The sequence below is a fragment of the Stenotrophomonas sp. YJH_SMC_91 genome (assembly GCF_059368495.1).
Genome location: NZ_JCAFRT010000018.1, coordinates 31,899 through 52,541, shown reverse-complemented (window position 1 = coordinate 52,541; position 20,643 = coordinate 31,899). Strand labels below are relative to the sequence as shown.

Sequence of the window (20,643 nt, the reverse complement as noted above, 5' to 3'; positions counted from 1 at the left end):
GCGACGGGGGACATTTGTCGAAATGCCTGCCACCCGCGCAGTGGCCCGGACCCTCGCGATGACAACAGCCGAAGACATTCCTGCAGCCAACAAAAAACCCCGGCAGAAACCGGGGCTTTTCGTTCGGAACGGCGCGGGCGCCTTACTTCTTCTTCGGCATGTACAGATCGGTGATCGTGCCGTCGTAGATTTCCGAGGCCATCGCCACCGACTCGCTCAGCGTCGGATGGGCATGGATGGTGTGGCCAATGTCTTCGGCTTCTGCACCCATCTCGATCGCCAGGCCGATCTCGGCCAGCAGGTCACCGGCGTGCACGCCGACGATCGCACCGCCGATGATGCGGTGGGTTTCTTCGTCGAAGATCAGCTTGGTGAAGCCCTCGGTGCGGCCGATGCCGATTGCGCGGCCACTGGCGGCCCACGGGAACTTGGCCACGCCGACCTTCAGGCCCTTGGCCTTGGCTTCGGTCTCGGTCACGCCAACCCAGGCGATTTCCGGGTTGGTATAGGCCACCGACGGAATCACGCGGGCCACCCATTCCTTCTTGTGCCCAGCAGCCACTTCGGCGGCCAGCTTGCCCTCGTGCGTGGCCTTGTGGGCCAGCATCGGGTTGCCGACGATGTCGCCGATGGCAAAGATGTGCGGCACGTTGGTGCGCATCTGGCGGTCGACCGGGATGAAGCCACGGTCGGTGACCTGCACGCCGGCCTTCTCGGCATCGATCTTCCTGCCGTTCGGCGAGCGGCCCACGGCCACCAGCACGCGGTCGAAGGTGCCCTGCGCCAGCGCAGGCGTCTGGCCTTCCTCGGCGGCTTCGAAGGTGACGGTGATGCCCTTGGCATCGGCGGTGACGCCCGAGGCCTTGGTCTTCAGGTGCACTTCGATGCCCTGCTTCTTCAGGCGGTCGGCCAGCGGCTTGACCAGGTCCTTGTCGGCGCCCGGCATCAGCTGGTCCATGAACTCGACCACGGTGACCTTGCTGCCCAGCGCGCTGTACACGGTGGCCATTTCCAGGCCGATGATGCCGCCGCCGACGACCAGCAGCGAGCCCGGCACTTCGGCCAGCTCCAGCGCGTCGGTGGAATCCATCACGCGCTTGTCGTCCCACGGGAAGTTCGGCAGCTTCACCGCCTGCGAACCGGCGGCGATGATGCACTTCTGGAAGCGCAGCAGCTGGGTGCTGCCGTCAGCAGCGGTGATTTCCAGCTCGTTGGCCGAGATGAACTTGCCGACGCCCTGCACGTTGCGGACCTTGCGCTGCTTGGCCATGCCAGCCAGGCCCTTGGTCAGCTGGTTGACGACCTTTTCCTTGTACTCGCGCAGCTTGTCCAGGGTGATGGTCGGCTTGCCGAATTCGACGCCGAAATCACCCGCGTGGGCCACTTCGTCGATGACGGCTGCGGCGTGCAGCAGCGCCTTGGACGGAATGCAGCCCACGTTGAGGCAGACGCCGCCGAGGCTGGCGTAGCGTTCGACCAGCACCGTATCCAGGCCGACGTCGGCAGCGCGGAAGGCGGCGGTGTAGCCGCCCGGGCCCGAGCCCAGCACGACCATCTCGCATTCGATGTCGGCCGGCTTGCCGCTGGACAGCGCCGGCTTCGGCGCAGCCGGTTCGGCCGGGGCGCGGTGCGACGGGGTCACCGGGGGCTTGCTGGCCGGAGCGGCTGCAGCCGGAGCCGGCGCAGCGGCCTTGGCCGGGGCTTCGGCGGCGCCTTCAGCGTCCAGCACCACGACCACGGCGCCTTCGGACAGGGTGTCGCCCAGCTTGACCTTGATCTCCTTGACCACGCCGGCAGCCGAGGACGGCACTTCCAGGGTGGCCTTGTCCGATTCCAGGGTTACCAGACCCTGGTCCTTCTTCACCGTGTCGCCGACGGCGACCAACACTTCGATCACCGGCACATCGCTGTAATCGCCGATGTCGGGAACCTTGACTTCAATCGTGGCCATGGTGGGTTTTCCTCATGCCCGCCCGGCATGGCCGGTGGGCTGTCACTGCATCTGTTCACGCGGCCGCGCCAGGGGCTGCGGCCGCACGGTGGGGGCGAAGCGGGTGCCTTACAGCAGCACGCGGCGCATGTCGGCCAGTACCTGGGACAGGTACGTGGTGAAGCGTGCGGCCAGGGCGCCGTCGATGACGCGGTGGTCGTAGCTCAGCGACAGCGGCAGCATCAGCTTCGGTGCGAATTCCTTGCCGTTCCAGACCGGCTGGATGGACGACTTGGAGACACCGAGGATGGCCACTTCCGGTGCATTGACGATCGGGGTGAACGCGGTGCCGCCGATGCCGCCCAACGAGCTGATCGAGAAGCAGCCGCCGCTCATGTCGGCCGGGCCGAGCTTGCCGTCGCGCGCCTTCTTGGCCAGTTCGCCGGTTTCCTGCGCGATCTGCACCACGCCCTTCTTGTCCACGTCGCGGATCACCGGCACGACCAGGCCGTTCGGCGTGTCGGCGGCGAAGCCGATGTGGAAGTACTTCTTCAGGGTCAGGTTTTCACCGCTGGCATCGAGCGAGGCGTTGAACTCCGGGAACTTCTTCAGCGCTGCGGCGCTGGCCTTGATCAGGAAGGCGAGCATGGTCAGCTTGATGCCGGCCTTCTCGTTCTCCTTGTTCAGCGCCACGCGCAGGCCTTCCAGATCGGTGATGTCGGCCTGCTCGAACTGGGTGACGTGCGGGATCATCGCCCAGTTGCGGGCCAGGTTCGCACCGGAGATCTTCTTGATGCGCGACAGCGGCTGCACTTCGGTCTCGCCGAACTTGCTGAAGTCGACCTTCGGCCACGGCAGCAGGTTCAGGCCACCACCGGCAGCGACAGCAGCACCGCCGGCAGCCGGCGCGCCACCGCTGAGGGCGGCCTTGACGAACTTCTGCACGTCACCCTTGGTGATGCGGCCACCCTTCTCGGTGCCGTTGATCTGCAGCAGGTCCACGCCCAGTTCGCGGGCGAACACACGCACCGCCGGGGTGGCATACGGCACCTTGGCGGGCAGCACGCCATCGGCGTTGAACTGCACCGGCGGGCTGGACGGGGTACCGGCCGAGGCGATCTCGCGGGCCGCCAGCTTGTCCGGCTGCACCGGCACAGCGACCGGCTCGACCTTGGTGGCGGTCTCGGCGGCAGCCGGAGCGGCCGCAGCGGCCGCCTTGGTCGGCGCCGGCGCGGCAGCGCCCTCGGCCTCGATGATGGCGACCACATTGCCCTGCGACAGAGTGTCGCCGACCTTGACCTTGATCTCCTTGACCACGCCGGCCACCGACGACGGCACTTCCATGGTGGCCTTGTCGCTTTCCAGCGTGACCAGGCCCTGGTCCTTCTTGACCGTGTCGCCGACGGCGACCAGCACTTCGATGACCGGAATGCCGGCGTAGTCGCCGATATCCGGCACCAGCGCTTCAACCGCACCACCGCTGGCAGCCGGGGCGGCCGGCGCAGCTGCGGCCGGGGCCGGTGCGCTCTGGGTGGCGGCAGCCGGGGCAGCGGCCTTGGCCGGTGCCGGCGCGGCAGCCGCCGGCTTGGCGGCTTCGGCTTCGCCTGCGGCCACTTCGATCAGGGCCACGACCTTGCCTTCGGACAGGCTGTCGCCGACCTTGACCTTCAGTTCCTTGACCACGCCAGCCACCGAGGACGGCACTTCCATGGTCGCCTTGTCGCTTTCCAGCGTCACCAGGCCCTGGTCCTTCTTGACCGTGTCGCCGACGGCGACAAGCACCTCGATTACCGGGATATCGCTGTAGTCACCGATATCGGGGACAAGTGCTTCCTTGATTTCGGCCATGGGGATAACTCCGGCAATCTGGTGTAGGGAAACGTCTATTGTGCGGCCAGCGGGGTCCAGCGCCAACCGTTACAGGTGTTTTCAGTACGCACGCAGCCGGGACAGGCTGTTGCCCATGGGTCGCGGCCGCGACCAGTCGGTAGCGTATTGTCCGGACGATGTCCGCTTCATGTCGCCCGCGCGTCGGCCACCGGCTGCCAGGCCTGGCGCAGGCGCGGCAACGACCACGCCGCATTGGCAGGGCTGGTCGACGGCAATGCGACCAGCTTCGGCGGGGTTTCCAGCCGTGGCAGCACCCAGCGCTGGAATGCCTGCAGCGAGGCACCACCATTGCAGCCGATCAGCTTCAGCTCAGGCAGCGTGGCGATCAGTTCCGGCAGCGCATTGGCCACTTCCGTGCCACGCACGATGTCGGCATCCAGGCTGCCGCGCCGCTCGCAGCGGCCGATCACATCCCACAGGCCGATGCCCGCGGCGTTCAACGCCTGCAGCCGTTGCACATAGGGCAGAGCCGCGTCGAAACCGCAGATATCGGCCATCAGCGGCCAGAAGCGGTTGCGCGGATGCGCGTAGTAACGCTGCTCCTGGAGGGATGCCACGCCTGGCATCGAACCCAGCAGCAGCACCCTGCAATCCACGTTCACCTGCGCTTGCAGGCCGACGCACAGCGTTGCCGCGCTCACATCTTCTCCAACTGAATGAATGCAACTGACGACCAGAAACCCCATGGATACAGGCTTTTCGCGCTGATCGCTGAACAAGGAAAACTATTTTTTAACGCGCGTCGGATTCGATTCATGTTGAGGCGACTACGGTGTGCTCGCCCCGCAACCGGGGGCCCAAAACAAGAAACATTAGGAGATACCCCCATGCGCTCCATCCGTATCCTGAGTCTCGCCCTGCTGACCTCCGCCGCCTTCGCGCCGGCCGCTTTCGCCCAGGACAGCAGCTCCACCGATACCGCTTCGGGCAAGCATTTTGCCGTGGTTGGCGGCGTCGCGCTGCTGCAGCCGAAGAATGATCCGATCGACGGCATCAAGAAGGTCGATGGTGGCCCGGCGCCGACCGTCAGCTTCAGCTACTACATCAACGACAACTGGGCCGTTGAACTGTGGGGCGCCGCCGACAAGTTCGACCACAAGGTGAAGGGCCCGAACAATGCCCGCCTGGGCAACGTCGAGCAGCAGCCGGTCGCGCTGAGCGGCCAGTACCACTTCGGCCAGGCTGACAACGTGTTCCGTCCGTTCGTGGGCGTGGGCTACTACCAGTCCAGCTTCAGCAATGAAACGCTGGCCGACGGCAGCAGCTCCGACATCCGCCTCAAGGACGCCAAGGGCGTGATCGGCACCGTCGGCGTGGACATGAACATCAACTCCACCTGGTTCGCCCGTGCCGATGCCCGCTACATGCGTTCGCGTCCGGACGTGAAGGTCGGCGGCGAGAAGATCGGCGAAGCCAAGATGGATCCGTGGACCGTCGGCTTCGGCATCGGTGCCCGCTTCTGATCCAGGCAGCACCGGCTTCACTGATGTAACGCGACGGGCCCTGCGGGGCCCGTCGTCGTTTCCGTCACCCGCGTTCTGTAGAGTCGACTGTCAGTCGACCGCTCTTTCAAAAAGTCGAACATGGCTCGACTCTACAAGAGGCAGTCAACTGACAGTCGACTCTACGCACACACAGGACACGGAGACGCGATGGACGACGTCGACCTGCTGGTGATCGGTGGCGGCATCAACGGCGCCGGCATCGCCCGTGATGCGGCCGGCCGCGGCCTGCGGGTGCTGTTGTGCGAGCAGGATGACCTGGCCGCGCACACCTCCAGCGCCAGCAGCAAACTGATCCACGGCGGCCTGCGCTACCTTGAACAGGGCGAGTTCGGACTGGTGCGCAAGGCACTGGGTGAACGCGAAGTGGTGCGGCGCCAAGCCCCCAATCTGGTCCGTCCGTTGCGCTTCGTACTGCCATGGGAACCCCACCTGCGACCGCGTTGGATGCTGCGCGCGGGCCTGTGGCTGTATGACCATCTCGGCCGGCGCAGCCCGAGTTTTCCCGCCTCGCGCGCATTGGACCTGCAACGCGACCCGCTCGGCCCCTGGCTCTCCCCGGCGCTGCGGCAGGCCTTCAGCTACGCCGATGCGCAGGTCGATGACGCGCGGCTGGTACTGCTCAATGCGCTGGACGCCGCCCGGCGTGGCGCACGGGTACATGTGCGCAGCCGCTGCATTGAACTGCGCCCTGTGCTGGGCCGTTGGCAGGCCACGCTGGAAGCCACCGACGGCCGGCAGCAAACGGTGATCGCCCAGGCCGTTGCCAATGCAGCCGGCCCTTGGGCAGGAGGCCTGCTGGAACGTATGCAGGCGCGCGATGGCGGCCCCGCCCTGCGCCTGGTACAGGGCAGCCACATCGTGCTGCGCCGGCCCTGGCCCGACGACAGCGCCTGCCTGCTTCAGCAGCCCGATGGCCGCGTGGTGTTCCTGCTGCCGTTCGCCCACGACCACCTGCTGGTCGGCACCACCGACACCGACTACCGTGGCGACCCGGCCCGGTGCAGCGTGCTGCCTTCGGAGGTGGCTTACCTGTGCGAGGCCGCCAACCACTACCTGCGCGAGCCGATCACCCCGCAGGACGTGGTCTGGCAGTTCGCAGGGGTACGCCCGCTACTTGCCGATCCAGATCCGCGTGCAGCGAAGCTGAGCCGTGACTACCGCCTGCAGTTGCAGTCCGGCCCGGCGCCCGCGCTGCATGTGCTGGGCGGCAAGCTGACCACGTACCGCGTGCTGGCCGAAGAAGCGCTGGACCTGCTGCGCCCCGCCCTGCCGCAGATGGGACCGGCATGGACGGCAACGGGCCACCCACTGCCGGGCAGCGACTGGGGCGACGCCACGCAGGCGTGCTCGCGCCTGCAGGCACTGGCACCGTGGCTGCCCGCAGAGATTGCGCGCCGCTGGGCCGGCGCCTACGGCAGCCGCAGCGCGGAGCTGCTGCAGGGCCTGCGGGGTATGAACGATCTTGGCGAGGACTTTGGCGGCGGCCTGCATGCGCGGGAAGTGGCTTTCCTGCGCGACCACGAATGGGCGCGTAGCGCCGAGGACGTGCTGTGGCGGCGGAGCAAGCTGGGGCTGCGGCTGGATGCGGCGCAGGTGGCGCGGCTGCAGGCGTGGATGGGGGGTCGGATCCCTTTCCCAGGGAAAGGGCTCTGACCCCCGTGTTGCCACGTGTGCCAACCAAGGTTGGCAGCTACCAGGGTGGCCGCGCGCGACGCGATCGATGCATTAGGATTTCCCCATCGCCACCGGAGACGCTGCATGACGCCCCGCTACGTGCTGGCCATCGACCAGGGCACCACCAGTTCGCGCGCGATCCTGTTCGACCGTGCTGGCGACATCGTCGGCAGTGCGCAGCGCGAGTTCGCGCAGATCTTCCCGCAACCCGGCTGGGTCGAGCATGACCCGCGCGAGATCCTCACCAGTGTCTATGCCACGCTGACCGAACTGCTCAGCCGCGAACAGATCGACCCGCGTCATATCGCCGCGCTGGGCATCACCAACCAGCGCGAGACCACCGTGGTCTGGGACCGCGCCACCGGCCAGCCGATCCACAATGCCATCGTCTGGCAGTCGCGGCAGAGCCATGCCATCTGCGAGCGACTGAAGTGCGACGGGCATGAGGCACTGGTCCGCGAACGCACCGGCCTGCTGATCGACGCCTATTTTTCCGCCACCAAGGTGCGCTGGATCCTCGACCACGTGGAAGGTGCGCAGCAACGCGCCGAGCGTGGCGAGCTGCTGTTCGGCACCATCGACAGCTGGCTGGTATGGAACCTCAGTGGCGGCCAGGCGCATGTGACCGACTACAGCAACGCCGCACGCACCCTGTTGTTCAACATCCACACGCTGGACTGGGATGACGACCTGCTGGCGCTGCTGGACATACCCCGCGCGATGCTGCCGCAGGTGCGCGATTCCAGCACGGTGTATGCGCACACCCGGCCACAGTTCTTCTTCGACCACCCGATCCCGATCGCCGGCATCGCCGGAGACCAGCAGGCGGCGCTGTTCGGCCAGGCCTGCTTCCAGCCGGGCATGGTCAAGAACACCTATGGCACCGGCTGCTTCATGCTGATGCACACCGGCACGCAGGCGGTGCGCTCGCGCAACGGCCTGCTGACGACCATTGCCTGGGGCCTGGACGGGCGCGTGGAATATGCACTCGAAGGCTCGATCTTCATCGCCGGCTCGGTGGTGCAGTGGCTGCGTGACGGCCTGCGCATGATCGAGCGTGCCAGCGACAGCCAGGCACTGGCCGCGCAGGTGCCGGACAGCGGCGGCGCGTATCTGGTGCCGGCATTCGTCGGCCTGGGCGCGCCCTACTGGCGCAGCGATGTGCGCGGCGCGATGTTCGGCCTGACCCGTGGCACCCGCAAGGCACACTTCGTGCGTGCCGCGCTGGAGGCGATGGCCTACCAGACCCGCGACGTGCTTGATGCGATGCAGTCCGATGCGGGCATCGCGCTGACCGAACTGCGCGCCGACGGCGGTGCGATCGGCAACGACTTCCTGGCCGGCTTCCAGGCCGACATCCTTGGGGTGCCTCTGCTGCGGCCGCGGCTGACCGAGACCACCGCGCTGGGCGCGGCCTACCTGGCCGGTCTGGCCGTCGGGTTCTGGTCCAGCCGCGAGCAGATCGCCGCGCAATGGGGCCTGGACCGGCGCTTCGAGCCACAGATGGAAGTGGCGCGCCGCGAGAAACTCTATGCAGGCTGGCAGCAGGCCGTGGCGGCCACCCTCGCCTTCCACGTCGACTGAAGGTCGTGCCGGCCGCTGGCCGGCAACCCCATGATCCTTGGCGGCGTTTGCAGATTGCCGGCCAGTGGCCGGCACGACCGCATGGCCAGAACGTCCGTAGCGCCGGTCAGAACGCCGGCAGCACCGCGCCCTTGTACCTGGTCTCGATGAAAGCCTTCACCTGCGGGCTGGTCAGGGCCTTGGCCAGCTTCTGCACGCGGGCGTCGTCCTTGTTGTCCGGCCGCGCGACCAGGAAGTTCACGTACGGCGAGTCCTTGCTCTCGATCGCCAGTGCATCCTTGGTCGGGTTGAGGCCCGCATCCAGCGCGTAGTTGGTGTTGATCAGGGCCAGGTCGACCTGGTCCAGCACGCGCGGCAGCATCGCCGAGTCCAGCTCGCGGAACTTCAGGTTCTTCGGGTTGGCGGTGATGTCACGCAGGGTCGACAGCGCGTTGGCCGGATCCTTCAGCTCGATCACGCCGGCCTTGTGCAGCAGGATCAGCGCGCGGCTGTTGTTGCTCGGGTCGTTCGGGATCACCACGTCGGCACCGTCGCGCAGCTCGGCCAGCGACTTGACCTTGCGCGAATAGGCACCGAACGGCTCGATATGCACGCCGATCACCTTCACCAGATCGGTCTTGCGATCGCGGTTGTAGGCATCCAGGTACGGCTCGGTCTGGAAGTAGTTGGCGTCCACCTGCTTCTGCACCAGCTGGTCGTTGGGCTGCACGTAGTCGTTGAACACGCGCACGTCCAGGTCCACGCCTTCCTGCTTGAGGATCGGCTTGACCACCTCAAGGATCTCGGCATGCGGCACGGCCGTGGCGGCCACCACCAGCTTCTGCGAGGGCTCGCCGGACTTGCCGCAGGCGGTCAGGGCCAGCGCAGCGGCGAGCAGGGGCAGCAACAGGGTCTTCTTCATGGGCGGAGGAGTTCTCGGGGGGAGTGTCAGGATTTTTCGTAGTTGCTCAGGGCCAGCTCGAGCAGCGCCTTGGCCTGCTCGCGCAGCATCACCGGCTCGACGATTTCGGCATCCGAGCCGTAGTGCAGCACGTCCATTAGCAGTTCGCGTGAGACGCTGTACGGCACCTTCAGTTCATAGCGGCCATCGGCCAGGAAGCGGCCCTGCTGCTTGGAGTGCCAATGCTCGTCGGCCACCCAGCGTGCGGCCTTGGCACTGAACAGGATGGTCGCCCAGCCCTTCGGCGCACCGGAGAAGATGCCGTAGCTGGCACCCAGCTGCTCGTCCAGCTCGCTGTCGGCGACGTCACGGGCAGTGCTGTCGACCACGCGCGCCTTGTGGATGCGGTCCACGGCGAAGCTGCGCAGGGCTTCGCGGTCATGGTCCCAGGCATCCAGGTACCAGTTGTCGCGGTAATGGGTCAGGCGCTGCGGCGAGACGGTGCGCTTGGTCGGCTCGTCGGTGGAACGGGCACGGTACTCGAACGCCAGCTGGCGGCGCTCCAGCACCGCCGAGGCCACGCTGCGGAAGCTGCCTTCATCGAACTTGCGGCCGCGGTGCGGGATTACCCGCACACGATCCACCGGCCAGTTGGAGACACCGGCCTGGGCAGCCAGCAGGCTCTCGATACGCTGCTGCAGCGGCGCCAGCACCGAGGACAGCACGCCGCCGCCGGTACGCGCCAGCAGGTGCTGCGAGGCCAGCAGGGCGTGCAGCTCCTCCGAGCTGAGCCACAGGCCAGGCAGTTCGAAGCGGTCGCTCTCGTCGGCCTGGTAGCGGAAGCCGGCCTCGCCGTCGCCCTCGATCGGTGCCATCAGCGCATCGCGCAGGAAGGCCAGGTCGCGGTAGACGGTGGCACGGGAACAACCGAGCTTGTCCTGCAGGGTCGCCACCGTCACCGGATAGCGCGCGGACTTGAGCAGACGATGCAGGGCGGTGATGCGTTCGTATCGGTCCATACCCCCGATTATGTCCGAGTCGCGGGTCTTGTGTGGGACGTTTGGGCTATCGTGGTCGCCCCCACCCCCATGGAATGCCCGATGCGCCGGTTGCCCGCCCTGTCCCTGCTGGCCTGCCTGCTGCTGGCTGCCTGCGATCGCGCACCGGCGCCGGCCAGGACCGAAGCCCCCGTGCCCGCGGCCAATCCGGCCCAGGCCGTACTGGGCGCCAGCCAACGCTTTGCGGCCCTGGGCAGTTTCCATGCCGAGCTGGAGGTGCTGGGCGCGCCGCAGCCGGTGCGCAGTGCCATGGACTTCGTCGCCCCCGACCGCTTCCGGGTGCAGACCCCGGGCGGGCCGCAGACGATCATTGGCGACACCATGTTCCTGCAGGCCGACGGTGCGATCCGCCAGGTTCCCACCCCGCCGGGCCTGCTGGAGCAGTGGCGCAATCCCTTGCCGGCCGACGCCCTGCCTGCCGAACTACAGGCCGAAGACCTGGGCAGCCAATCGCTGGATGGAGTCGAGACCCGTCACTACCGCCTGCGCGGCGCGCAGGCCGGCGAACGCCTGGAGTACTGGGTGGACGCCCAGGGCCTGCCACGGCAGATCGTGCGCAGCGGCAGCAGCAACGGCCGCAATTTCCAGCTGCGCCTGCGCTATTCGCGCTTCAACGACCCGGCATTGCGTATCGATCTGCCCTGAATAGGCGTCCGCGGCAACGTCTGCTGAAGCGCGCCTTGGATCGATTCTGACCGCCATCACGCTTCCAGTATCATCACCGGCTGTCAACCGCTTCGGAGAAGCCCCGATGTCCCTGCGCGTGTCCCTGCTGATCCCCCTGCTGCTGTGCGCGCCGCTCGCGTATGCACAGGATGCCTCCGAACTGGCGGCGATGTCTTCGCCGTGGAGCGGCAGTGGCGGCGAGCTCGGCTTCGCCTCGGCACGCGGCAACAGCAGCACCGAGAGCTTCAACGGCCGCCTGCGCCTGCGCTACACCGACGGCGACTGGGTGCACAGCATGGACCTGGCCGGCCTGCGTTCCAGCTCCAAGGTGACCGAGACCCGCGACGACGGCACCACTACCCGCCGCAACAACACCACCGCCAACCGCTACACCGGCAGTGCCGGCAGCGCGCTGCAGCTGGGCGAGCACCGCCAGCTGACGGCCACGGTGCGTACAGAGCGCGACGACTTCGCCACCTACGACCGCCAGAGCTCGTTCGGTCTGGGTTACGGCACCCGCCTGTGGAACACCGAGCGCTTCTCGTTCGACGCGCAGATCGGCCCCGGTGTGCGCCGCACCCACAGCACCGAGGACGACCGCACCCGCACCGGCATGATCGGCCGCGGCCTGTTCGACATGAAGTACTCGCTGACCGACAACACCGACCTGGTCAACACCCTGCTGGTCGAATCCGGTTCGTACAACACCTTCGGCCAGAACGACTTCGGCGTGTCGGTGAGCATGAACGAGCACCTGGCGCTGAAGGCCGGCTGGCAGGCGCGTTACAACAGTGACGTGGCCGAGGACAAGCGCAAGACCGATACGCTGACCACGATGAACGTGGTCTACAAGTTCAAGTAAGAAATGGGCGCCAAGGGCGCCCGTTCTTCTTCCGGTAGTGCCGGCCGCTGGCCGGCAACTGCATTCAACTGGGGCACGAGGTTGCCGGCCGCTGGGCGGCACTACCTGCGGTGGCTCAGACCTTCAGCAGTTCGCCGGCGCCATCGTCCAGCAGCAGCTTCGCCACGCGCTGGCCCAGGCCTTCCGGGTCATTGGCTTGGCCCACGGCCTCGGCGCGCACCGCACGGCCGTCGCTGGCGCTGCCAACCAGCCCCTGCAGGTGCAGGTCATCGCCCTGCCACTGCGCGATGGCCGCCACCGGCACGTGGCAGCTGCCGTGCAACGCACGATTCATCGCCCGCTCGGCTTCCACGCAGGCACGCGTGGCCGCGTCATCAAGCGGGGCGAACAACGCCATCAGACGCGCATTGCCACCATCGCACTCCACCGCCACCGCGCCCTGCGCCGGGGCCGGCAGCCACTGCGGCGGTTGCAGGCGCGCGACGATGCGCTCGCCCAGACCCAGACGCTCCAGGCCGGCCACGGCCAGCACGATGGCGTCGTAGCCACCGTTGTCGAGTTTTGCCAGCCGGGTGTTGACGTTACCGCGCAGGTCGAGCAGTTCCAGGTCCGGTCGCAGCGCGCGCAGCTGCGCCTGGCGACGCAGCGACGAGGTCCCGACCCGCGCACCGATCGGCAGCGCGTCCAGCGAGGCGTACAGGTTGGAGACGAAGCCATCGGCGGGATCGTGGCGGGTCAGCATCGCCGGCAGCGCGAAGGGTTCGTCCAGTTCCATCGGCACATCCTTCAGCGAGTGCACGGCGCAGTCGGCCTCACCGCGCAGCATGGCCAGCTCCAGCTCCTTCAGGAACAGGCCCTTGCCACCGATGGCGGCCAGCGAACGGTCGAGCACTTCGTCGCCGCGGGTGCTCATCGGCACCAGTTCCACATGCAGCCCGGGGTGGGCCTGGCGCAGGCGGTCGGCGACGTGTTCGCTCTGCCAGAGGGCGAGCGGGCTCTTGCGGGTGGCGATGCGGACGGTTTCCATCCGGTCATTATCGCGCCTCCGGCGCGGATACGGCCAACGGCGGAGCCCCTCGTGGCTGGCGGAGGGGTCGTGAAAGCAACAGCCGCGCTTGGCCGGACGGGGTGGGGTCACGGGGGACGCCGTGAATCCGTCCGTGGAGGCTTGGCCGCGGCATCCATGCCGCGGACACCCCCGCGACCCCACCCCGCCCGGCCTCTGACAGCTTCAGTGCGCGTCAGCCACGGAAGATCAAAAGAAAAAAGCAGAAGCAAAAGCAACAGCCGACGGCTTCCGGGGTCAGATCCCTTTTCCGCAGGAAAAGGGATCTGACCCCTCTTTCCCCACCCGATAACAACAATGCCTTTGCCGTCCGACGCGGGAAAAACGAGAGGGTTGGGCCGGGGTGGGGCGGCGGGACCGTTGGCGCCATGGATGGCGCCATCGAGCTACATGGATGTACTTGCAGCGTGTCCCGCCGCCCCACCCCGGCCCAACCCAGCACGTAGAAACAACGAGCCATGACCCGCTGTTGCTGTTGCTGTTGCTGTTGATTTCATAGCAGTCGCGGCCGCAGGCCGCGCGGGACCACTCACAGATGCCGCAGTTCCTGCTTCAGCGTCGCCACGCAGCGGCGGCTGACTTCCAGCGGCTGCTTGCCATGCCGCAGCACCGCCTGCACTTGACCACCCGTGCCTCGACGCAGCTCCACCAGCTCGTGGCGCGCCACCAGGCAGTTGCGATGGATGCGGATGAAGCGGCTGGCGAACTCTTCCTCCAGCGACTTCAGCGACTCCTCGATCAGGTCCTCGCCGCGCGCATGGTGCACCACCACGTACTTCTCTTCCGCCTGCAGGTAGTGGATGTCGTCCAGCGGGATCAGCCGCAGGCTGCCACGCAGGCGTGCGCACAGCATGCTGCGGGCCTGCTGCCCGCCGCTGTCCTGCGGCTGGCCATCGCGGCCGGCCAGGAACGTGCGTGCACGTGCGATCGCTGCGGCAAGGCGCTCGGCGCGGACCGGCTTCATCAGGTAATCGATGGCCGCCGCCTCGAACGCCGACAGCGCATGCGCGTCATAAGCCGTGCAGAACACCACCGCCGGGCGCGGCTCGAAGCTGGCCAGGTGGCGGGCGGCTTCCAGGCCGTCCAGCCCGGGCATGGCGATATCCAGCAGGACCAGGTCCGGCTGCAGCTCCGCGCACGCATGCAGGGCCTGCTCGCCGTTGCCGGCCTCGGCCACCACGTCCACCCCGTCCTGCGCCGCCAGCAGGCTGCGCAGGCGTTCTCGCGCCAGCGGTTCGTCATCGGCGATGACTACCCTCACGGTCGTCCCCTCACTGGATCGGCACTGTCACCTGGCAGGCATAGTAGCCCTCGCTCCAGCCAGCCGTCATCCGCGCGGCGGCGCCGAAGCGCCAGGCCAGCCGATGAGCGATGCTGTGCTGGGCATGGCCGGCACCGCGCGCCAGCGCCAACCCCGGCGCCTGCGGATCGGGCGCGGGATTGCGCACGCGGATCTGCAGCTCGTTGCCCTCGCGCACCAGCTGCAATTCGATGGTGCCGCCTTCGGGCAGCCGCGAAATGCCATGCAGCACTGCGTTTTCCACCAGCGGCTGCAGTACCAGCCTCGGCAGTGGCAGGTCCCACGGCAGCGGCTCATCGCGCTGCCAGCGCACCTGCAGACGCTCGCCGAGGCGCAGCGACTCTATCGACAGATAGCGCTCGGCCAGCTCGCATTCGTCACGCAGGGTGGAGTCGCCCTCGCCCGCGCCCAGGGCAGCACGGAACAGATCGGACAGATCCAGCACCGCGCGTTCGGCCACCGCCGGATCGCGATGCAGCAGGCTGGCGATCAGGTTCATGCTGTTGAACAGGAAGTGCGGCCGGATCCGCGCCTGCAGCGCGTCGGCCTGGGCACGCGCGTTGGCCTGCACCTGCGCGGCCCAGCGATCGCTCACATAGAAGTAGCGCAGGGCAAGCGCGGCGATCAGTGCCGTGGTTGCCGCACTGCCCAGGGTGAAGCGCCAGAAGCTGATGCCGCGGGCGAAGTTGTCGCCCAGTACCGCGTACAGTGCATGCACGATGCCGGCACAGACCACCGCGATCAGGGTCGCCAGCACGATCGCCGCGACAGCGCCCAGCACCTGCGGCAGCCTCGACAGTGCCTGCCGCAGGAGGCACAGGCTGGCGGTCACCGCCAGCGCCAGCCACAGCGCGAAGCCGCTGGCCGACAGCAGCTCGCCGAAGGTCCAGTGGCGGCTGCCATCGGGCGCCAGCGCCAGCACCACCACCACCAGCTGGGCCAGGCCGAGCATCGCCGCCAGCCGCGGCAGGCGGCACAGTTCCGGCATCCACGGCGATGTGCTGGCCGGGGGCATGGCTCAGGCAGCGCCCAACCGTTCCTGCAGCCAGTCACCCAGCGCCTGGATCTCTTCGGCGCAGACCTGGTGGGCCATCGGGTAGCTGTGCCACTCCACCTCCAGGCCCAGCGCCTGCAGTGCCTGCGCGCTGTGTACGGCCACCGCCTGCGGAATCACCGGGTCGCTGCTGCCATGGGCCATGAACACCGGCACCTGCACCGCACCGTCAACGCGCCTGGCGCTCTCGGCTTCCGGCAGGTAAGTGGACAGTGCGATCAGGCCGGCCAGTGGCGCGGTGCGCGACAGTGCAGCGGTGAGGATGATCGCCCCGCCCTGCGAGAAGCCGGCCAGGAAGATCTTCTCCGGCGCGACGCCGCGCTCGATCTCACGTGCGATCAGCGCATCCAGCTGCAGCACCGATTCCTGCACGCCGGCCATGTCGGCACGCGAGCGGAAGTCCATCCCGACGATGTCGTACCAGCCGCGCATCGGCACGCCGTTGTTGATCGTGATCGGCCGCACCGGTGCGTGCGGGAACACGAAGCGCAGCGCCGGCCAGTGCGGACGCACCAGTTCCGGCACGATCGGCGCGAAGTCGTGGCCGTCGGCGCCAAGCCCGTGCAGCCAGATCACCGACCACTGTGGCGAGGCGCCGGTTTCCTGTTCCACCGTTTGCAGCATGATGCGGCTCCTTCAAGTTCGAGCCGCATTATGCCGCTGGTGCAGGGCCATCAGTACAGCGGCGGTTGCTCGGCGGCTTCCCGGCGCAGCTGCGCGGCGCGCACCAGCACCGGTGGCGGAATGTTCTCTTCGGGGATGTCGAGCAGGCCGAGGCGATGCAGGAAGGCACCCGGGCCGCGCGAGGAGGTCAGCGCCACCACCGGAACGGCCAGCACCATGCCGATCACCACCGGCGCCATCCAGGCTGCCAGCGACGGCGACACCGCCCACGCCAGCACACCCATGAACGCACCAAACACACCCAGCCCGCCGTAGCCACGGATCAAGGCCATCCACGAGATGCCACCATCGTCACGCTGCTGTGCGTCCCAGCCGGAATCGCGGCCGGACAGCACTTCGGCCACGCCGCGCGACTGCACGTACATCACCACCGGTGCCATCAGTGCGGCCAGCACGGTCTCCACCAGCATCGACACGAACGCACGGATCGCACCGCCGCAACCGCGGCGGTCGACAGGGTCCAGCAGCATCGCCAGATAGCCCAGCACCTTGGGCAGCAGCAGCACCGCCATGGTGGCGGCGAACAGGCGCACCACCTGCTCCTCGTCCTGGGCCCGCCAGTACACGCTGGGTGACAGGTGCAGCAGGGCATTGAAATCGATGCCTTCCTGGAACAGCGGGATCGCAATGCCGATCAACATCAGCATCGCCCACATCGGCGCGGTGAAGTAATGACCGATGCCGATCAGCATGTGGGTGCGGCTGATCCAGTGCAGGCCACGGCTGCCGACCACCTTGCCGTGCTGCAGGTTGCCCTGGCACCAGCGACGGTCGCGCACCAGCAGGTCGGTCAGGGTCGGCGGGCCTTCTTCGTAGCTGCCCCCCAGGTACGGCACCATGTGCGCGGCCCAGCCGCCACGGCGCATCAGCGCCGCTTCGACGAAATCGTGGCTGAGCACGTGGCCGCCGAACGGCTTGCGCCCCGGCAGCGCTGGCAAGCCGGCGTGGTCGGCGAAGGCACGGGTGCGGATGATGGCGTTGTGGCCCCAGTAGTTGCTCTCGGCGCCATGCCACCAGGCCACGCCACGGGCGATCACCGGGCCGTACACGCGACCGCCGAACTGCTGCATGCGTGCGAACAGGGTGCGGCCACCGATCACCGAGGGCAGGGTCTGGATCAGGCCGACATCGGCGTTGTGTTCCATGCCGGCCACCAGGCGCACGATGCTGTCGCCGGTCATCAGGCTGTCGGCGTCCAGGATCAGCATCTGCGGGTAAGCGCCACCGAAGCGGCGCACCCAGTCGGCGATGTTGCCGGCCTTGCGCCCGCTGTTGTCGCCACGGCGGCGGTAGAACAGCCGCGTCTGGCCGTCCGGCACGCGCTCGCGCAGTTCGGCGAATACCTGCTCCTCGGCGCGTGCGATGTCCTCGCGCCGGGTATCGCTGAGCACGAAGAAGTCGAAGCGTTCGAGCTGGCCGGTGGCGGCCACCGACTCGTAGATCGCCTGCAGGCCCGCCAGCAGTCGGCGCGGATCCTCGTTGTAGGTCGGCATCAGCAGCGCGGTGCGGCTGTGCACGGTCGGCAGCGGCTTGTCCGGGTCGATGCCAAGGCGATAGCCACGGTCGAACACGGCGGTCAGGAAGCCGGCCACGGCGCTGGCGAAGGACAGCGCGATCCAGGCAAACAGGCCGACGAACAGCACCAGCAGGCAGGCTTCCAGCACGCTGATGCCATTGGCCGACAGCACCCGCCACATCATGCGGGTGGCGATGGCGGTCATGGCCAGGGTGCCGCCGAAGATGTAGAACCGGCGCAGGCCGATCAGGCGTGGCGAGGTACGGTGCCGACGGACCTTCAGCTTGCCTTCGCGCAGGGTCTGTTCGGGCATCGGCAGCGGAGATTCGGCCGGCAGCAGCGCCCAGCCGGCGTCGAGCCGGGGCGCATCCGCTTCCGCGTGGATGGTTTGACCCCCCATCACCGCTTACTCCCCACGATCGGCATGGCCGGCCGTCCCGGCCGGGCTGCATGCGCGAAGGTTCCCGGCGCGCCTTCCCGGCGCCCGCACTTGTCCTGGCTGTACCGGCCCTTGGCCGCACAGTCGCTGTCTGTCACTACCGGAACCCACACGATCTCCAACGGGGCGGAATCGAAAATGCGGCCCAGTCTAGGGCGCCGGATGTAAGCCGAGTGCGAAGGTTTACGCCGGGATTTATCCCCATTCAGCAAACAGCAGGCGATGGCGGACCGCGCAGCGGAATGTCGCTTCGTGGCACCGGGTACTGGATCGTAACAAACGCGAACGGTTATCATTTCATTAACCAGGCAGGTAGCCGTCTTCCGTACGGCCGAGACCCACCCAGCTGCGCCGGCCCGAACCGTGCGCCCTATGACCCATGGAAGGGGGCCTGCCTGCTTGTCTGCGTGTGCCCGCTGCTTCCATCCGGTCCCCCCTCATTCGATGGAAGCCGTCATGTCCAAGCCGTTCCGCTCCCGTTCCGCGCGCCTGCCGCGCACCCGCCTGGCCAGTGCCCTGGCCACCGCCTGCCTGCTGGCCCTGCCCGGCGTGGCCGCTGCAGCGGCCAGCGCCGATGCCTCCACCAAGGACCTGGATACCGTGGTGGTCACCGCCTCGGGCAACCAGCAATGGATCAAGGATGCGCCGGCCAGCATCAGCGTGATCAGCCGCGAGGACATCGCGCGCCAGCCGGTGCACGACCTGGCCACCCTGCTCAGCCGCGTGCCCGGCGTGACCGGTGGCCTCAGTGCGGTTGGCGAGCAGTCCAAGATCAAGCTGCGCGGCATGCCGTCGAACTACACGCTGGTGCTGGTGGACGGCAAGCGCATGGGCAGCTCGGCCTCGACCAACTACCGGCCGGACCTGGGCCGCCAGGACCTGAACTGGATCTCGCCTGACCAGATCGAGCGCATCGAAGTGGTGCGCGGACCGATGTCGTCGCTGTATGGCTCCGACGCCATGGGCGGCGTGATCAACATCATCACCCGGCGCATCGGTGATGACTGGAGCGGCAGCGCCACCCACAGCTATACCCGCCCGGGCGACGGCAAGCGCGGCGACACCCAGCAGATCGGTGCGACGTTCTCCGGCCCGCTCGGCGAGCGCTTCGGCCTGCGCATCGGTGCCAACAGCATGCGCCGCGATTCGGATCGCTCCAATGGTGGTGTCTACGGCAACGCGTATGCAGGCGAGAAGGACCGCAATGTCGATGCGCTGCTGCAGTGGAAACTGAGCGACGCGCAGGAACTGTCGCTCGAAGCCGGCCATGGCGTGCAGCAGGCCTTCATCGACGCTTCGCTGGAAAAGCAGGATGAAGGCGCCTGGGGTGCCAGCGAACTCAAGCGCAGCTCGCTGGCGCTCAACCACGATGGCAAGTGGAGCTTCGGCAATTCGAAGATCAGTGCGTACTGGACCGAGTATAGGAACGACATCGGTGCTACCGGCCGTTCCGAAGCCACCGATACGATCATCGAGGGCAGCCTGACCACGCCGTTCACCCTCGGCGTTGAACACCAGTTCGCCGTGGGCGGCCAGTGGAAGCGCCAGGAGCTGACCAACACCGACACCATCGGCCGCGCGCCGATCGACTATGCCGGCAATGCCGTCAGCGGCTCCGATCTGGAAGTGGATACCTGGGCCCTGTTCGTCGAAGACGAAGTGAAGCTGCACCGCACCCTGGCACTGACCCTGGGCGCGCGCCTGGACCACCATGAGACGTTCGGTGGCCACGTCAGCCCGCGCGCCTACCTGGTCTGGCATCCGGCCGAGCAATGGACCATCCGCGGTGGCGTTTCCAAGGGCTTCCGCGCCCCCAGCCTGACCGAGAACTCCGCCAGCGCCGCCACCCAGTCCGGTGGCCGTGGCTGCACCTCGCTGATTCCGCTGGGCTATACCCGCGGCGGCTGCTACATGGCCGGCAACCCGGACCTGGACCCGGAAACCAGCACCAACCGCGAAATCGGCATCAGCTTCGACAACGATCTGGTCGATGCCGGCCTGACCTACTTCCACACCGACTTCAGGAACAAGATCGAGTACGCACCGCTGGGCAGGTTCAACGGCATCTGGTGGACGCGGATGAGCAACGTGCAGCGCGCACGCACCAGCGGCATGGAAGGCAGCTTCAATGTCCGCTTCGGCGAGCACTGGCGCTGGCGCACCTCGGCGACATGGATGAAGGAAGCCAGGAACCTGACCACCGGCCGCAACCTGATCGATACCCCCGAATTCTCGGGCTATTCGTCGCTGGACTGGACGCCCGACGCGGTGTTTTCCAGCAGCCTGTCGGCGCAGTACACCGGCAGGCAGGCCGGCACGGCGACGACCTTCCTCAAGGCCTACACGCTGTATGACCTGACCGCCGCCTGGAACGTCAATGAGGTACTGACCCTGCGTGGCGGCGTCAGCAACCTGGCCGACAAGAAGCTGTATGCGGAAGGCTCCACCGATTACTTCGTGGCCGGGCGCAGCTACTTCCTCAGCATGACCGCGCGGTTCTGACCAAGAGCGTCCGCCGCGATCGCGCTGGCGACG

16 protein-coding genes are annotated in these 20,643 nt (G+C 67.5%); 6 read left to right on the top strand and 10 right to left on the bottom strand.

Features of this window, described 5'->3' with window-relative positions:
• Positions 1 to 142: 142 nt before the first annotated feature.
• The 3 genes from lpdA to AC5P5X_RS17945 form a co-directional block, all read right to left on the bottom strand.
• On the bottom strand, positions 143 to 1,951 hold the full coding sequence (gene lpdA, locus AC5P5X_RS17955) for a dihydrolipoyl dehydrogenase (RefSeq protein ID WP_279730626.1): 1,809 nt from the start codon (positions 1,949 to 1,951) through the stop codon (positions 143 to 145).
• A gap of 108 nt (positions 1,952 to 2,059) precedes the next feature.
• Complete coding sequence (aceF, locus tag AC5P5X_RS17950; RefSeq protein WP_111189469.1) at positions 2,060 to 3,778, bottom strand: dihydrolipoyllysine-residue acetyltransferase; 1,719 nt, start codon at positions 3,776 to 3,778, stop codon at positions 2,060 to 2,062.
• Positions 3,779 to 3,945: 167 nt separating this feature from the next.
• Entirely contained in the window at positions 3,946 to 4,461 is a 516-nt protein-coding gene (locus tag AC5P5X_RS17945; RefSeq protein ID WP_005411139.1) for a DNA-deoxyinosine glycosylase, read from the bottom strand.
• A 186-nt stretch (positions 4,462 to 4,647) separates the two neighbouring features.
• On the opposite strand from AC5P5X_RS17945, the gene AC5P5X_RS17940 reads away from it, so the two are divergent.
• From AC5P5X_RS17940 to glpK, 3 genes are all read left to right on the top strand, one after another.
• On the top strand, positions 4,648 to 5,283 hold the full coding sequence (locus AC5P5X_RS17940) for an OmpW/AlkL family protein (protein ID WP_005411140.1): 636 nt from the start codon (positions 4,648 to 4,650) through the stop codon (positions 5,281 to 5,283).
• A gap of 189 nt (positions 5,284 to 5,472) precedes the next feature.
• Positions 5,473 to 6,978 (top strand): glycerol-3-phosphate dehydrogenase, encoded by a 1,506-nt coding sequence (gene glpD / locus AC5P5X_RS17935; RefSeq protein ID WP_495216018.1) that lies wholly within the window; start codon positions 5,473 to 5,475, stop codon positions 6,976 to 6,978.
• Between the two features lie 105 nt (positions 6,979 to 7,083).
• Complete coding sequence (gene glpK, locus AC5P5X_RS17930; RefSeq protein WP_005414549.1) at positions 7,084 to 8,583, top strand: glycerol kinase GlpK; 1,500 nt, start codon at positions 7,084 to 7,086, stop codon at positions 8,581 to 8,583.
• A 106-nt stretch (positions 8,584 to 8,689) separates the two neighbouring features.
• Here glpK and AC5P5X_RS17925 read toward each other — a convergent pair whose 3' ends face one another.
• On the bottom strand, positions 8,690 to 9,484 hold the full coding sequence (locus AC5P5X_RS17925; RefSeq protein ID WP_012481327.1) for a MetQ/NlpA family ABC transporter substrate-binding protein: 795 nt from the start codon (positions 9,482 to 9,484) through the stop codon (positions 8,690 to 8,692).
• Between the two features lie 26 nt (positions 9,485 to 9,510).
• Complete coding sequence (locus tag AC5P5X_RS17920) at positions 9,511 to 10,482, bottom strand: helix-turn-helix transcriptional regulator (protein ID WP_005411144.1); 972 nt, start codon at positions 10,480 to 10,482, stop codon at positions 9,511 to 9,513.
• Positions 10,483 to 10,563: 81 nt separating this feature from the next.
• On the opposite strand from AC5P5X_RS17920, the gene AC5P5X_RS17915 reads away from it, so the two are divergent.
• A complete protein-coding gene (locus AC5P5X_RS17915; RefSeq protein ID WP_005411145.1) occupies positions 10,564 to 11,166 on the top strand; it encodes a LolA-like protein in 603 nt (200 codons plus the stop codon).
• 106 nt (positions 11,167 to 11,272) lie between these two features.
• Positions 11,273 to 12,049, top strand: coding sequence for a DUF481 domain-containing protein (locus tag AC5P5X_RS17910; RefSeq protein ID WP_005411146.1), 777 nt, complete (start codon positions 11,273 to 11,275; stop codon positions 12,047 to 12,049).
• 115 nt (positions 12,050 to 12,164) lie between these two features.
• Here the strand turns inward: AC5P5X_RS17910 and hemC are convergent, their stop codons facing one another.
• The 5 genes from hemC to mdoH form a co-directional block, all read right to left on the bottom strand.
• On the bottom strand, positions 12,165 to 13,076 hold the full coding sequence (hemC, locus tag AC5P5X_RS17905; protein ID WP_111189468.1) for a hydroxymethylbilane synthase: 912 nt from the start codon (positions 13,074 to 13,076) through the stop codon (positions 12,165 to 12,167).
• A gap of 568 nt (positions 13,077 to 13,644) precedes the next feature.
• Positions 13,645 to 14,376: a LytR/AlgR family response regulator transcription factor gene (locus tag AC5P5X_RS17900; protein WP_012481330.1), complete on the bottom strand. Its 732-nt coding sequence runs from the start codon at positions 14,374 to 14,376 to the stop codon at positions 13,645 to 13,647.
• A 10-nt stretch (positions 14,377 to 14,386) separates the two neighbouring features.
• A complete protein-coding gene (locus tag AC5P5X_RS17895) occupies positions 14,387 to 15,430 on the bottom strand; it encodes a sensor histidine kinase (protein ID WP_171040179.1) in 1,044 nt (347 codons plus the stop codon).
• Positions 15,431 to 15,433: 3 nt separating this feature from the next.
• Positions 15,434 to 16,093 (bottom strand): alpha/beta hydrolase, encoded by a 660-nt coding sequence (locus AC5P5X_RS17890; protein ID WP_049450392.1) that lies wholly within the window; start codon positions 16,091 to 16,093, stop codon positions 15,434 to 15,436.
• 50 nt (positions 16,094 to 16,143) lie between these two features.
• Positions 16,144 to 18,069 carry a glucans biosynthesis glucosyltransferase MdoH gene (gene mdoH / locus AC5P5X_RS17885; RefSeq protein WP_005414555.1) on the bottom strand — a complete coding sequence of 642 codons (1,926 nt, stop codon included), beginning with the start codon at positions 18,067 to 18,069 and terminating at the stop codon, positions 16,144 to 16,146.
• A 495-nt stretch (positions 18,070 to 18,564) separates the two neighbouring features.
• Between mdoH and AC5P5X_RS17880 the strand changes: the two genes are divergently transcribed.
• A complete protein-coding gene (locus AC5P5X_RS17880) occupies positions 18,565 to 20,610 on the top strand; it encodes a TonB-dependent receptor domain-containing protein (protein WP_111189670.1) in 2,046 nt (681 codons plus the stop codon).
• Positions 20,611 to 20,643: the final 33 nt, after the last annotated feature.

Bases quoted from the DNA above. Each gene is read 5' to 3' on its own strand.
- lpdA (WP_279730626.1), bottom strand. From the start codon at position 1,951: ATGGCCACGATTGAAGTCAAGGTTCCCGACATCGGCGATTACAGCGAT.
- aceF (WP_111189469.1), bottom strand. From the start codon at position 3,778: ATGGCCGAAATCAAGGAAGCACTTGTCCCCGATATCGGTGACTACAGC.
- AC5P5X_RS17940 (WP_005411140.1), top strand. From the start codon at position 4,648: ATGCGCTCCATCCGTATCCTGAGTCTCGCCCTGCTGACCTCCGCCGCC.
- glpD (WP_495216018.1), top strand. From the start codon at position 5,473: ATGGACGACGTCGACCTGCTGGTGATCGGTGGCGGCATCAACGGCGCC.
- glpK (WP_005414549.1), top strand. From the start codon at position 7,084: ATGACGCCCCGCTACGTGCTGGCCATCGACCAGGGCACCACCAGTTCG.
- AC5P5X_RS17925 (WP_012481327.1), bottom strand. From the start codon at position 9,484: ATGAAGAAGACCCTGTTGCTGCCCCTGCTCGCCGCTGCGCTGGCCCTG.
- AC5P5X_RS17920 (WP_005411144.1), bottom strand. From the start codon at position 10,482: ATGGACCGATACGAACGCATCACCGCCCTGCATCGTCTGCTCAAGTCC.
- AC5P5X_RS17915 (WP_005411145.1), top strand. From the start codon at position 10,564: ATGCGCCGGTTGCCCGCCCTGTCCCTGCTGGCCTGCCTGCTGCTGGCT.
- AC5P5X_RS17910 (WP_005411146.1), top strand. From the start codon at position 11,273: ATGTCCCTGCGCGTGTCCCTGCTGATCCCCCTGCTGCTGTGCGCGCCG.
- hemC (WP_111189468.1), bottom strand. From the start codon at position 13,076: ATGGAAACCGTCCGCATCGCCACCCGCAAGAGCCCGCTCGCCCTCTGG.
- AC5P5X_RS17895 (WP_171040179.1), bottom strand. From the start codon at position 15,430: ATGCCCCCGGCCAGCACATCGCCGTGGATGCCGGAACTGTGCCGCCTG.
- AC5P5X_RS17890 (WP_049450392.1), bottom strand. From the start codon at position 16,093: ATGCTGCAAACGGTGGAACAGGAAACCGGCGCCTCGCCACAGTGGTCG.
- mdoH (WP_005414555.1), bottom strand. From the start codon at position 18,069: ATGGGGGGTCAAACCATCCACGCGGAAGCGGATGCGCCCCGGCTCGAC.
- AC5P5X_RS17880 (WP_111189670.1), top strand. From the start codon at position 18,565: ATGTCCAAGCCGTTCCGCTCCCGTTCCGCGCGCCTGCCGCGCACCCGC.